At 49.6% G+C, this 11,872-nt stretch carries 15 protein-coding genes and 1 pseudogene; 9 read left to right on the top strand and 7 right to left on the bottom strand.

The window, feature by feature from the left end; translation table 11 throughout:
* Nucleotides 1-25 precede the first annotated feature (25 nt).
* The 7 genes from NNO08_RS22265 to NNO08_RS22235 form a co-directional block, all read right to left on the bottom strand.
* A complete protein-coding gene (locus tag NNO08_RS22265; RefSeq protein WP_271457557.1) occupies nucleotides 26-2,854 on the bottom strand; it encodes a RecE family exodeoxyribonuclease in 2,829 nt (942 codons plus the stop codon).
* A gap of 139 nt (nucleotides 2,855-2,993) precedes the next feature.
* Nucleotides 2,994-3,155, bottom strand: a complete 162-nt coding sequence (locus NNO08_RS22260; RefSeq protein WP_271457556.1) for a YdaE family protein — start codon at nucleotides 3,153-3,155, stop codon at nucleotides 2,994-2,996.
* Nucleotides 3,156-3,162: 7 nt separating this feature from the next.
* Complete coding sequence (locus NNO08_RS22255; protein ID WP_271457555.1) at nucleotides 3,163-3,360, bottom strand: DUF1482 family protein; 198 nt, start codon at nucleotides 3,358-3,360, stop codon at nucleotides 3,163-3,165.
* Nucleotides 3,360-3,560: a hypothetical protein gene (locus NNO08_RS22250; RefSeq protein ID WP_210959118.1), complete on the bottom strand. Its 201-nt coding sequence runs from the start codon at nucleotides 3,558-3,560 to the stop codon at nucleotides 3,360-3,362. The genes NNO08_RS22255 and NNO08_RS22250 overlap by 1 nt, the downstream gene beginning before the upstream one ends.
* A 536-nt stretch (nucleotides 3,561-4,096) precedes the next feature.
* A complete protein-coding gene (locus NNO08_RS22245; RefSeq protein WP_124021113.1) occupies nucleotides 4,097-4,903 on the bottom strand; it encodes a DUF3037 domain-containing protein in 807 nt (268 codons plus the stop codon).
* The gene (locus tag NNO08_RS22240) at nucleotides 4,900-5,748 is read right to left on the bottom strand and encodes a hypothetical protein (protein ID WP_124021114.1); all 849 of its coding nucleotides are present in this window, start codon (nucleotides 5,746-5,748) and stop codon (nucleotides 4,900-4,902) included. Before NNO08_RS22240 ends, NNO08_RS22245 begins: the two co-directional genes overlap by 4 nt.
* 172 nt (nucleotides 5,749-5,920) lie before the next feature.
* Nucleotides 5,921-6,388 (bottom strand): helix-turn-helix domain-containing protein, encoded by a 468-nt coding sequence (locus NNO08_RS22235; protein ID WP_271457554.1) that lies wholly within the window; start codon nucleotides 6,386-6,388, stop codon nucleotides 5,921-5,923.
* Between the two features lie 13 nt (nucleotides 6,389-6,401).
* Here NNO08_RS22235 and NNO08_RS22230 point away from each other — a divergent pair, with 13 nt between their 5' ends.
* The 9 genes and pseudogenes from NNO08_RS22230 to NNO08_RS22185 all read left to right on the top strand — a co-directional run.
* A complete protein-coding gene (locus tag NNO08_RS22230) occupies nucleotides 6,402-6,626 on the top strand; it encodes a transcriptional regulator (RefSeq protein WP_061381121.1) in 225 nt (74 codons plus the stop codon).
* 2 nt (nucleotides 6,627-6,628) lie between these two features.
* On the top strand, nucleotides 6,629-7,168 hold the full coding sequence (locus NNO08_RS22225; RefSeq protein WP_271457553.1) for a toxin YdaT domain-containing protein: 540 nt from the start codon (nucleotides 6,629-6,631) through the stop codon (nucleotides 7,166-7,168).
* Nucleotides 7,169-7,252: 84 nt separating this feature from the next.
* Nucleotides 7,253-8,527 carry a replication protein gene (locus NNO08_RS23260; protein ID WP_442870789.1) on the top strand — a complete coding sequence of 425 codons (1,275 nt, stop codon included), beginning with the start codon at nucleotides 7,253-7,255 and terminating at the stop codon, nucleotides 8,525-8,527.
* 2 nt (nucleotides 8,528-8,529) lie between these two features.
* Nucleotides 8,530-8,868 (top strand): DUF977 family protein, encoded by a 339-nt coding sequence (locus tag NNO08_RS22210; protein WP_271457552.1) that lies wholly within the window; start codon nucleotides 8,530-8,532, stop codon nucleotides 8,866-8,868.
* Nucleotides 8,865-9,557 carry a hypothetical protein gene (locus NNO08_RS22205; RefSeq protein WP_271457551.1) on the top strand — a complete coding sequence of 231 codons (693 nt, stop codon included), beginning with the start codon at nucleotides 8,865-8,867 and terminating at the stop codon, nucleotides 9,555-9,557. Before NNO08_RS22210 ends, NNO08_RS22205 begins: the two co-directional genes overlap by 4 nt.
* The gene (locus NNO08_RS22200) at nucleotides 9,554-10,045 is read left to right on the top strand and encodes a hypothetical protein (RefSeq protein ID WP_271457550.1); all 492 of its coding nucleotides are present in this window, start codon (nucleotides 9,554-9,556) and stop codon (nucleotides 10,043-10,045) included. Before NNO08_RS22205 ends, NNO08_RS22200 begins: the two co-directional genes overlap by 4 nt.
* Nucleotides 10,042-10,476, top strand: coding sequence for an ead/Ea22-like family protein (locus NNO08_RS22195; protein ID WP_271457549.1), 435 nt, complete (start codon nucleotides 10,042-10,044; stop codon nucleotides 10,474-10,476). The genes NNO08_RS22200 and NNO08_RS22195 overlap by 4 nt, the downstream gene beginning before the upstream one ends.
* A complete protein-coding gene (locus NNO08_RS22190) occupies nucleotides 10,469-11,206 on the top strand; it encodes a DNA cytosine methyltransferase (protein ID WP_271454611.1) in 738 nt (245 codons plus the stop codon). Before NNO08_RS22195 ends, NNO08_RS22190 begins: the two co-directional genes overlap by 8 nt.
* Nucleotides 11,207-11,377: 171 nt before the next feature.
* Nucleotides 11,378-11,668, top strand: a pseudogene (locus NNO08_RS22185) (DUF550 domain-containing protein); the annotation flags it as partial.
* Nucleotides 11,669-11,872 lie beyond the last annotated feature (204 nt).

Raw genomic sequence — 11,872 nt, 5'->3', positions numbered from 1 at the left:
GTATTTTGCATGGTCAAATCCTCCCTTAAGCCAGACGCAGCGCTTCAAGGCGGCGCAGGTCGAAGTCGTTCAGTTCGTCGGTGTAATCAGCGGTGATCGGTGCTGGCCATTCGCCAGTGTCAAAGCCAGTAGCGATAGCGCGCATCGATTTGCGGTACTCAAGCATGCCCAGCTCCAGCAGTTCGGCGGATGCCTCGATGATGGCAATCCAGTGGTAGTTCTCGTCTTTGTTGACAAAAATCCAGAAGAACTGGTCCAGTGCTGCGGTCTCGCAATACATGGCGGCGCTCAGGTGGTAGTCACGGTCGATGATTTCCCGGTGCAGCTTGGCGCGCAGGCCTTCCTGCTTAACGTTCCACATGCTGATGGTTTTCAGGTCGGCACCGATGCGAACGCCGTCCAGGTCGATCTCAAGGTCTGGACGAACGCGGACTTCCAGACCGGTTTCATCGTCAAAGCCAAAATAGCTGACCTCAACGGCGCGACTCGGGTGCTGAAGCAGCATCCCGGCGGTTGGGTGCTGTAGCAGGGCTTTCTGAATGGCCAGTGCGGTGCTCAGTTGCTGGCGGGTGACCAGTACTTTCCCCTGCTGATTCTCGCGCCACGCATCCAGCAGTTCGTCGGCAAAGACGGCGTCCGGATTAACAGACTTAACGACCTGAATCAGATCCGCTTTGGTACCGGACACTTTTAGCGGCTGTGGCTTCTGCGCTTCCTGCGCCACCAGGTCGGGATTGATGATTGCCAGCTGCTCGAGTAACGCATCACGGCTACCGCTGGTTTTCACCTGAGCAGGCAGAGTGGCGTTGTATTCCTTGATGCAGGCTTTCATCGCCGCAGCGGTCTGCTTCTGGTTCGCTTCGATACGCTGGTACTCAGCAGGCAGCGCCATGTAGCTTTGCCCTGTTTCTTCCAGTGACTCGCCGAGCGGCAGCTGTGCCGGTAGTGTGGCGTTGTATTCTTCAAGCAGCGCTTTGATGTCGTCGGCTGACAGTTGCGCCGGCAGGCTGGCGTTATACTCATCGATAAACGTGCGGATCGTTGCCGTTGTGGTGAATGCACCTTCTGGAATAACCGGTTCAACGCTGAATTCTGCATCTAATTGTTCAGGTTGCAGCGACAGCGCATGTACCAGGTTTCCCATGTCCAGAACAGGAGAGCGTTCTTTGATAATGGTTTTCTCTACATGGCGTGCATTGAAGTACATCAGCGACACGCGCGCATCTTTCACCTGGGTAGAGCTGATACCGTTCGCTGCGTGATAAACCTCGTTCGGCAGCCCTTCATAGCGGCCAGGCTCGAAGTAAGCAGGGTACACAACAGCCGGTTCGTCTGATTGCGTTTCTGGCTCGGTTTGTGCCGCAACCGGTTCGGTTTGGTTTACAGAATCGCTATTTTGGGCGACAGAATCCGTATTCTGGTTTACATCGGCCTGCTGGCCGGTATCTGACTCTTCACCAGTTTCCAGACTGCTTTCGCCTGACTGCACTTCATCACCAGCCTGTTCTTCATCACTGACAGTTTCTTCCATCTGCACATCGCTGGTGGTTTCCTCATTAACTGGTGAACGGTCATCTGTTTGCGTTTGTTGATCACCCATCAGGCCTTCTATGGAGAATACGCCGTTGCCCATGTTGGCGATTTGTGGCTGTTTAGCAGCTGTTTTCTGCTCTGCAGCGACCTGCTCATTAACTTCATTTTCCCAGCTGATGTCCGGCGCATGACCAGCATCAGCCAGCGTTTCTTCTGAGGGATTTGAGTGGTCATTTTCAGTTAGATTGGCATTGATATATGCCCGCAACCGCCCAGGAAAGTTAACCAATTCGGATGATGTCCCGCGGATGAGTGCAAAGATGGCGGCGCGTGAATAGTCCAGGATGCCAGCGGTTTTGCGCAGCGCCTCAGACCATTCGCTGAACGGACTTTCTTTTTTGCTGACAATCTCTTTAGCGCGACGGTAGACCCCACCTGGAATGTCGTAGATATTGAAATCCATTGGCAAGGTGGCCAGCGCAATTTCAACATCCAGAGTGTCCAGTGTGTGGACGTAGTCGGTATTGCGATCGGTCTTATTTCCACCGTCAGCATTAGTTTTGACGTCAGTGCGTTGAATCTGTGCAACGCGGTTGCCTTTCTGCCACTCTTTAACCAACAGCCCACGGTCAATATGTTCTGTGTTGAACCAGATCCTGATGAACCGCATAACAAGAGACAGTTCAGTCCGTTTCCCTTCGACCGGGAAGACGGTTTTCAGAGCGGCTACAACCCGGGAGATGTCAATCTCAGCAGCATTCTTGAAAAACTCCACGTTTTCAGCAGCAAGCAGCAGGTTCTGGACGTAGCTGTTATCCACGTCCAGCTCGAGTCCCTGAATAATTTTCTTTTGCTCAGCATCGATGTGATAAGCGTATTCATCAGAGATGAACTGAGCCAAAATACGCTGGCGCAAGGATAGAGTGGCGACGGTGATCAACTGCGGCTGTTCTGCCTGCTGGGATTCGTCTGCATGGCCGGTTTCACCATCAACGATATTGTCATCAGCCTGGTGGTTTTCTTCCTGCTCCGCGTTATCAGCTTTCAATTTCACATTCCAGGTGCGCTGGTCTTCGGCCAGTTCGTAACGATCGCACCAGGTGAAATCAACTTCACCTTCTTCTGGCAGGTCATCAACAACAGGAAAATCAGTGCGAATTGGTTTGGCATAGTCCTTACCACGGCCGGTTTCGATGCCTGCATCTTCCAGCGCAACATCCAGCATCAGATTGGCGCGAGCCTCGGTTTTTGCAGTGAACCAGACAAAAGCATCAGGCTTTCCCGACTTTTGTGTGGCTTTAACTACATATGGAAATTCCATGTGAGATCCTCATTTTTGGGTGTTAGAATCCCCGGGCCATTGATAGCGCCCATTGGGTTAACTTTGGTTTTAATGTTGTTTCCGGTGTAACTTTGGTCGGTGGCACCGGACGTAGATCCCGCCTTGCGCGGGTTTTACGTTAGCCTTCGTGAGCCATCTGGTCGTGCGAAGCGCAACGCTTGGAGCAATACTCTTTCTCTTTGCGCGCCAGCAGTGAGCCGTTGCGATAGAGAAGGGTGCTTTTGATTACTTCTTCCGGTTTAACCGGCTTGCTGCAATAACCGCATTTGGTCTGCATCATCATTTCCTCAGAACTTGGCCATCGTTTCCGCCGGATCTTCTTCGCTGCGGATGATCCCGTCTACCGGATAGCAATTTCCCGAAACCTGTTGCTCAACAGCTGCCTGCTCACAAAGGTTCTGGTCGCCATAAACACCCAGTACAACATCCTGAAAATCACCATTGGTCATGCCTATGGTCAGCACTAACGCGAAAAGAGTGTTCATCAGTGCGTACCTGCCGGAACCAGATTCGGTTCAATGGTGCGGGAAGCATATGGACGGCGGATATGACGCAGGTTTCCCTGCGGTTCGTGCCAGTACATGCTTTCGCGGTAATCAAAAGAGACCAGCCATGCTGCGCCGGTGCGCTGGTTACGCATTGCAACTGCGCGACCGCTGTTTGGTATTGCGTGATTGTTTTGCATCTCAATCCCCTTTTGCCCTTGTCGCCAGGCTGGCGGAACGTTTCAAACCTACTGCGCGTTAATCTCACCACCCCATTCCGGTGTTCGTATGCCCCGGACGGCTACTTCGTGTGCGTCCTGCCTCGGTGGTTGTGTTGATGGGGTAAGTAAAACACCGCTTTACTATCAAGTCAAGCAATGCGGATGTAATAAGTAAAGCATAGCTGTACCGTGTGCGATATTTATGCGGATTTTTGGTGTGGATGTGTGCTGAAAATGTATATGATTAAAAAAACACCAATGAGGGTGGACTATGGAAAAGTTCTACGTGGGTTACAATGATGTATGTCAGGCGGTGGGGAGAGCGACGCTGAATCTGATATCACATGGAGACGCGCCAACTACTGAGGCGATCATTTCAATGTTGGAGTCGTTGGAGGATGTTGAGCAGAACGATTTTTGGCGACAGGTGTTCAGATTTGCAGCTGAGGAAATGCGAAGAAAAGGGTAGGCAAAAGAAACCCGGCGCGGTGGCCGGGTTGGATTCATAAACTAAATTACTGAAGCATTGACGCAGCGTTTAACATCTTCTCATAATAAAAATTCATATCTTCTTTACTGTACGCGTTTATAAGGTTATCTGCATGTTTTTCAAGAAGATTTATTTGCTGTTTTGCTGTTTTTTCTTGTGCTGTAGTTTCCGCTGCATAAATAACAAATGAGTCAATATTATATTTGTAAATTTCACATGCTTTTGAGATTGTTAAAGCACTCACGGCAGCCTCACCCATTTGTTTTTTAATATTTTCTGAACGGAAATCTAAAGTTTCAGTCAGATGGTATTTGCCATTCTTAAGCAAGAAATCTGCAACTAAACCTTCGTCATCGCTTATAGGATAGTTAGCAACAATCTTGTGCTGATAAAGGTCTTCAGAGTATTTGCTAAAGATTCCGTGCTGCATGAATGTTGACTTTATTTCAAAGAAAACTTTTCTTTTCAGTTGCTTGTGAGATTGTTTTTGTGGATTTACTAACCTATTCATCAAATCAGTAATTTTTGTTTCGTAATTATCATTGCTTTGAATGGTAAACATACCAAAAGAAGATAATGATAACGATCCCTTAAAAAGGCAGGGAAGAAGTTCAACGTCATTTATTTTGTGTGATAAATCAAAAAGTGAGTTTGAAAGATCTTCCAAGTAATTGTGTGAAAGACCTTTATCAATTGCTTTAAGCTTTGAAACTGAATTAAGCATGCGTACGTCTATGTCGGAGTCGTGGTAAACGATCAAGCCAACGTTAATCGTTTCACCTTTCTCAAGATTAGGCGTAACTCTGATTAAGCTGTATTTGAAGGTTTTCAAGAGGTTATCTCCAGTCTTATAGCGTTTATTCGCTCAATTCTTTCCTCACTATCCCACCACTTCAGAAAATATTCTTTATGCATTGGTGGCATCCATGCGACAGGCATAGATTCCAGTATATCAGAGATTGTAGCAACTCCAATTTTCTCAATCTTGTCAAGTACTGACAATGCACACATTCTTAATTCTGGTGTATCCCCGACAAATTGCTTAGCTATAGACCAGTTTGTTGATGTGCTTGAGTCCGTAGGAAGTGTGTGCGGGGTGCTACGTGGCCAACCGATAACAAAAGAGCTCAAGCTAAAATCGAACGTTTTTACTATGATATGACCGCGCGTATTCTCCATGTAAAGATAATTATTGAGATGGCGATCAATGTTGTACACGAATTGGTCAAATGCATAAATTGCCCATAGCTGTTTTTTCAATGACTCAGAGGCGTTTGCCAGCAAATTGATCCATTGCGGGCCGTTAAGTCCTGACTTCCATGCAGAAAACTCAATACGAGAGCCAAATACATACTCGCCATCAGCGATGCACTTAAGAACCTTACAAACAGGAGTTGCAATACCGCACCTTTCAGCCAAATTTGTGCAAAACCACTCTGCAGCAGGTACTTGAGTCGGGTTTTGTACAGGAAAAGGAGGTGCAGCTTTCATACTTTTAACCGCATACTCCATCTCATCAGTGGCAATGGCAAAACCAGAAAGATGCACAGTACCCAAGTTCGATGGAGTATATTCATTGAACTCTAATTCAAATAAACTTCCTTGTTCCGGGTCCGGTTCGCTGTTGTTTGGATCTTGTTCTTCTGCCATCTGCTTTTTACCCCACAAAGAAGACATGTAAACCTCATGAAATTAAAGTATATCTATAATATTCTTGGCTTTTTCTATTCCAGTCTCTCATGGCGAGCATAGCCAAGTTTTCTCCCCATGCTTCAAGTTCGTAAGCGGGGCCGTTCTAGTTTGTTAGGCATCGAAATGTGTGGTCGAGCAGAGCCTAACTATAGGGTAGTTACTCCACATCACCCTTAATCCTCCGCCCCATATACTTGGCGTAGAGCTCATCGAGTTCTTTCAACCGCAGAGATACGATCCGCAACACGTTCTGTTGTTCTTCTTCTGGCAGTTGGCGGTAGAGCTCCAGCAGGCGCTGTTCGTCAGGCTTCAGACCATCCTTCTCTCCGACATCCTCGCCAAGTAACCAAGGGACGGATACGCCAGCAGCATCAGCAACCGCTAATGCAGAACTTTTGCTGATTCTTCCTGTTTTGAACCAACTGGAAACAGCCTGCTTGCTGACACCGGCAACCCTGGCCATCTCAGTTTTAGAGAAACCTTTCCGGTTTAGTTCAGTAAGCCTGGAGATCAGTCCAGTAGTCATTGTGTTTTCGCTCATTTCACTAGTGTAAATGATTGCTTTACCAGTAGGTAGGCATCCATTGATTGATTTATTGGTAAAATGATGCTTTACTTTTTCCATCTAAGGAGGTCCTATGACTGGTATTGAGAAAGCGATTCAAAAGTTTGGTACAGGTGCGGCACTCGGAAGAGCGCTTGGATTTTCAAAAATGACAATTTCCAACTGGAAGAAAACTGGCATTCCGCCCGATCACATTCGCTCTGTTTTTGAGCTTACGGGAGTCACACCGCATGAGTTGCGGCCTGACTTATATCCCAATCCAACCGATGCCATACCAGTGCAAGAAACGAGGACGTAAACGTGCATTCACTATCATTTCATCAAAATAGCGGATATCAATCGGCGGCGATGATAAATCGCAATCAACTTGTCTCGGTAAATAAACATGACCAGGTCCGAGATGCCGTTCGTGCATGGGCGGGTGTAGATGGTCAGGACCTAGTTACGGCTCTGATCATCGAAGAGTACCGGGCGCAAGGGGGAGGCGAGATCACTTTCCCTGGTGACCTCAGTCGGCAGCGTCAGAAGCTTTTCCGCTTCCTCGATAACCATTTCAACAGCGAACGGTACCGCGAAAACGTTCGCCAACTGACTCCGGCAATTCTTGCTGTCCTTCCACTTGAGTTCCGCAATCGCCTGCTGCCAGAAGACAACGTTATGGCCCGTCTGGCTCGGCTGGAGAAGGAAACCAGTGAAGCGAAGATTGCCGTCGCGATGGATGCGCCACGTCATCAGAAGTTGAAAGAGCTGAGTGAGGGGATTGTGGAGATGTACCGCGTTGACCCTGGGTTAACCGGTCCGCTGATGGAAATGGTGCAGATGATGCTGGGGGCTATATGACCGGTTCAAAAATGGCGAAAGCCGCGGTGCGCTAACACCAACGGCTTTCAGGTGCAAAAACTGTGCGTAATTGCGGAGAACAGTATGTCAAATACCGCTGAAATATACAAATTCCCCACGCGGCAGGGGGTACAGGAGAGCTGCATGGCTGAACTGGAGAAAGGCTATCTACGCTTAGCCAACCAGATTCAGGATGCCCTGTGTATCGTCGAGCTATCCGGGCGCGAGTTCCGGGTGCTGAATGCTATCGTTCGCCTGACCTATGGCTGGTCTAAGAAATCAGACCGCATCGCCAATAGCCTCATTGCAGACAAAACGACGCTGAAGGTGAAACACGTATCTGAAGCCGTGCTTAGCCTTGCCTATCGGAACATCATCATCCTGCGCCGAATTGGGCAAACCAGATACATAGGGATTAACACCAGCCTGGATAAATGGGCGTATACCAAGCCAAATTGCACGAAGTGTCCAGCGGTGTTTCCTGCTGCTGAAGTTGTTACATGGGTTATTACCATCCCTGAATTCAGGGATAGCAATTTTACCCATTCAGCCATCCCTGAAAACGGGGATAACCATCCCCAAAAACAGGGAGAGGTATCCCTGAAAACAGGGAACACCAAAGACATTCTTCCAAATACAAATATAAATACAGATCTAACCCAACCCAAACCCTTCCCATCTGGAAGGGCTTTTCGGGATTACGTTGCCGGTCTACTCGAAGGGAAATTATCGGGGGGTTCGGCATCGGAATTTCACGATTCTGCGATCGCCACGTTGCAAGCTGTCGGATTGGATTTTCACCGTGAGTATCCGGTTCCTGAACGCGGTGATGGGTGTGAAGGGAGGATTGATATCGTCGTGACTGATGGACATGGGACTCAGTGTGGTATCGAGCTTGATCGAAATTCCCCACGCCAAAAATCTCTACTGAAACTTGGCGCAGTTGAGATGGGCATTTGCGTGTTACGCCGTAGCGACATCGTAAGGCGTACTGAACAGGGAGTTCTGATCATCGGCGGTTCTGAATCTGCAAAAAAAGATAGGTCAGCAAAATTCAACCCGCTGGATGTCGAGCTTCCCGAATGGCTGAATGCTGCGTCGTGGAAAGAATGGGTCACATATCGCCAGCAGTCAGGCAAGTCCATTAAAACCGAGCTGACCGTCATCAAGGCTTTTTGCTTGCTGAAGGCATGCCTGGACGAAGGGCATGACCCGGTTGATGTGATCAACACCAGTATCGCCAACGGGTACCAGGGACTGTTCAAACCGAAGTTCGCTCTCAACGACCGCAAAACGGGCAGGGATGTAAACCGCATTTCCGAGCCAGATAAAACCATCCCAACCGGATTCAGGGGGTAAGCATGCCAAGACCAAATACACCAGAAGAGCAGGCGGCACTTATCCGGGTGATCATCGAAGAGGTGAGAATCCGCGGTCGTTTAACCGTTAGCGAGGCATCACAGATGTTATCGCTGCACCGTCAGACGGCTGAGAAGTATTTCCGCGTAGCAGCCGAACGCGGCGAACTCATTCGTTACGGTCGTCTCGGTCTGTTCCGGGACCAGAAGGCCGTGATTGAATTCGATCTCCAGCGATTCTCATACGGCTCGAGTAAGTCTGTGAACGAGTTACCAGCTGATTTTCGGGGAAGTGCAGTTATGCGCCGGGTAATGGATATCGTGGGGAGAATGCCAGCATGAAACCAACATACGAAGAACTTGAGCAGCAGGTGCTCGAACTGTCAGTACAGCTCGCTAACGCCGAGAGCAAGTGCAGGGAGCTGGCTGTCGAACCACGGGAAGATAAATCTGGGGACTGGGTTCAATGGTCAGGCGGTGATCAGCCTGTATCCAGTGACGCTGTAGTTAGCGTTATTTTTGCAGATAAAAGCACCGACACGGACGAAGCCTCTGCATTTGGCGGATGGCTGCACCTTGGGGATTGCGCGGACATCATTTCTTACAGGCAACTACCGAGTCACGAAGTTGAGCTAATGGCTGAGATGAAAAAATCTATAAATCTGAAAGTTCAGGAAATCATTAAGCTTGGGGCGGAGAACGGTAGACTGAAACGAAAAGGTATCGCGTTACATGACGAGGCGAGTGCCGTTTACGAGAGAATTAACAGCATCGCAGGGGTAAGCGAGGCTGATTATGTTAGCGGGTTGAAATTACGCCAATTAGGCTTTGTGCTTGAACATGAAACCCCAGCCACCGACGCTTTCCTGGCTGAAGTGCGGGCGCAGGGTGTGGAAGCTTTGGTATTGCGCCGCAAAACTGCTGCAAGAATTGCTAGAGAGCGTGATGATTTACGTGCTGCTGATGCTCTCGAGGGTGAAGCCTGCCGCGCTCAGATGTTTGCTGATGAGATTCGCCAGGAGGCCAAATGAGCACTGGAATTGAACTCATGCAGCATGCGCTGGGCATCAATGAGCGGAACCGCACGCCATACCGTAATTATTTCCTCGCAGGAGAAGGGCATACGGATAACGAGAAGTGGGAAGAACTGGTATCTGATGGTTTAGCTACCTCCCGTCCTGCGCCTGATTTCGTAGGAGGCGGAACGCTTTACCACGTCACAGAAAAAGGTGAAGCAACGGCAATTTCTGCACTGCCAGAGCCAAAGAAACGCACTAGATACGAAGAATATCTTGATGCTGATAGCTGCCAGCCATTCAGTGAATGGTTGTTGGGATATCGACTGCCTGAAGTCGAATACAGCCGTTATGGAAAATGCCGAATGTTTCGCTGCTCATACGATGCGGCTTATGGCTACCCACGTCGTGATGTTGAAGGCGATTGGTGCGACACCAAAAAGGCAGCGAAGGCAAGTTACAAAGAAGCTTTGCGCAAATCAAAACTGGAGGCAGCACAATGACAGCACTCAACAAACAGGCGCTGCGCAGCAAATCGCGGGCAGCAAGTGCCGGAGAATGGATTAAAGAGTCTGGCGATGGCTGGGAGGCTATTTGCAGTTCTGACGACCAGGCCAACGGCAACTTCATCATCGCGCACTTTGAAGGTCCGGATGCGGAAGCAAACCGTGAGTTTTCGCAGGCTGCTAACCCTGACACCGTTCTGGCATTGCTGGATGCGCTGGAAGCCGCAGAGACGTGCATAGCAGAACTGTCTGCGAGCAACAGTAAATTGCGCGACACAATGGCGGGCATCCACAACACAATCCGAATAGATGGCGGATATACACCACTGGCAGCAATCCTTAACGCTGCTAAACGCGCACATGAAGAGTCAGCAATCGCCGCTGGCATTGGCGTGAAGGGGGAACGCCTGGGAGGAGCATGTGAATGAGTTGGCTCTTTTCGCAGGCGCTGGCGGGGGAATACTCGGCGGCTACCTCCTTGGCTGGAGAACAGTTTGCGCAGTTGAACGTGATGCCTACGCCGCACAAGTTCTCGCGCAACGACAAAATGATGGAATCCTCCGACCTTTCCCGATTTGGTCTGACGTGTGCAGTTTTGACGGGAAACCGTGGCGTGGAATTGTTGATGTCGTTTCTGGCGGGTTTCCATGCCAGGACATTAGCGCAAATGGTCATGGTGCCGGCATTGATGGACACCGTTCCGGACTGTGGTCAGAAATGGCTAGAATCGTCAGTGAAGTACGACCTGCATTTGTCTGCGTGGAAAACTCTCCACGACTCAGAGGAAAAGGTCTTGCCGTGGTCATTGGTGACCTTGCCGAAATGGGGTATGGCTGCAAGTGGTTCCGTCTTTCAGCATCGAACTGCGGAGCGCCCCATGAAAGAGACAGGATGTGGATTGTGGCCTACAGCGAAGGCAACGATCCGCGGAGACTGTCCAAGCGAGCGTCTGCGCAGAACTCCGGACTTGCCGAGTGCGATAAAGATGCGCCCATTACCAAATGGGTCACTGCCACGCCAGGATGGACAACTGAACCCGGAATGGGTCGAGTGGTTCATGGGATGGCCCATCGGGTGGACAGAATTAAAGCCCTTGGAAATGGACAAGTTCCGCGAGTGGCAGCTGCAGCATTCAGCGTGCTGCGTAGAAATAAATAATCAGGAGTATGCAGCATGACAACTAACAACCACCCGGCGCACGGTCCTGTATCACTCGATCGCCTGCACCATATACGCGAAATACTCAGCAAAGCATCAGCACAAAGCCACGGCGGTAATCTCGGCTACGCAATGGCTGATGCTGTGAAGGTGATTGCTGTAGTGATTGCCCGCGAACAGGTACGTCGTGAGCATGCAGTATGGTCAAAGGCTACTTTCGGCGATGTCGGTCCAGTTGGTCCGCTGAAGCACCTTTCCAAAGAAGCGCTCGAGGCGGCTGCTGAACCCGGCGATCTGAGCGAATGGGCTGACATGCAATTCCTGTTATGGGATGCGCAACGTCGTGCCGGTATCAGTGATGAGCAGATTACCAAGGCGATGGTAGAAAAGCTGGCAGTTAACAAACAACGTCAATGGCCTGAACCGAAAGACGGGGAGCAGCGCCTTCATATTAAAACTGAACAGCATCAGGGATAGAAGTGATGGAACCTCAACTGGAATATGCTACAAAGCGCATCGCCGAACTGGAAATCTTGCTGCTGGTGGATAGCAAAGACGTTGCTAGCATGCTTCAATAGACGAGATGTGGGGTGATGGTTATTAAAATGACTTATTTTGGCTGGTTAGTGGGTGAAAATGAATATTAAGACGCTCTTAATTAAGGCT

This window comes from Citrobacter sp. Igbk 17, from assembly GCF_028069775.1.
Classification (GTDB): domain Bacteria; phylum Pseudomonadota; class Gammaproteobacteria; order Enterobacterales; family Enterobacteriaceae; genus Citrobacter.
This window is presented reverse-complemented; position numbering and strand designations above follow the sequence as displayed.

What these genes read in the sequence shown, in the direction of transcription:
- NNO08_RS22205 (WP_271457551.1), top strand. Translation starts at nt 8,865, where the DNA reads ATGAAACCAACATACGAAGAACTTGAGCAGCAGGTGCTCGAACTGTCA.
- NNO08_RS22230 (WP_061381121.1), top strand. Translation starts at nt 6,402, where the DNA reads ATGACTGGTATTGAGAAAGCGATTCAAAAGTTTGGTACAGGTGCGGCA.
- NNO08_RS22200 (WP_271457550.1), top strand. Translation starts at nt 9,554, where the DNA reads ATGAGCACTGGAATTGAACTCATGCAGCATGCGCTGGGCATCAATGAG.
- NNO08_RS22255 (WP_271457555.1), bottom strand. Translation starts at nt 3,360, where the DNA reads ATGAACACTCTTTTCGCGTTAGTGCTGACCATAGGCATGACCAATGGT.
- NNO08_RS22260 (WP_271457556.1), bottom strand. Translation starts at nt 3,155, where the DNA reads ATGATGCAGACCAAATGCGGTTATTGCAGCAAGCCGGTTAAACCGGAA.
- NNO08_RS22195 (WP_271457549.1), top strand. Translation starts at nt 10,042, where the DNA reads ATGACAGCACTCAACAAACAGGCGCTGCGCAGCAAATCGCGGGCAGCA.
- NNO08_RS22265 (WP_271457557.1), bottom strand. Translation starts at nt 2,854, where the DNA reads ATGGAATTTCCATATGTAGTTAAAGCCACACAAAAGTCGGGAAAGCCT.
- NNO08_RS22235 (WP_271457554.1), bottom strand. Translation starts at nt 6,388, where the DNA reads ATGGAAAAAGTAAAGCATCATTTTACCAATAAATCAATCAATGGATGC.
- NNO08_RS22240 (WP_124021114.1), bottom strand. Translation starts at nt 5,748, where the DNA reads ATGTCTTCTTTGTGGGGTAAAAAGCAGATGGCAGAAGAACAAGATCCA.
- NNO08_RS22250 (WP_210959118.1), bottom strand. Translation starts at nt 3,560, where the DNA reads ATGCAAAACAATCACGCAATACCAAACAGCGGTCGCGCAGTTGCAATG.
- NNO08_RS22210 (WP_271457552.1), top strand. Translation starts at nt 8,530, where the DNA reads ATGCCAAGACCAAATACACCAGAAGAGCAGGCGGCACTTATCCGGGTG.
- NNO08_RS23260 (WP_442870789.1), top strand. Translation starts at nt 7,253, where the DNA reads ATGTCAAATACCGCTGAAATATACAAATTCCCCACGCGGCAGGGGGTA.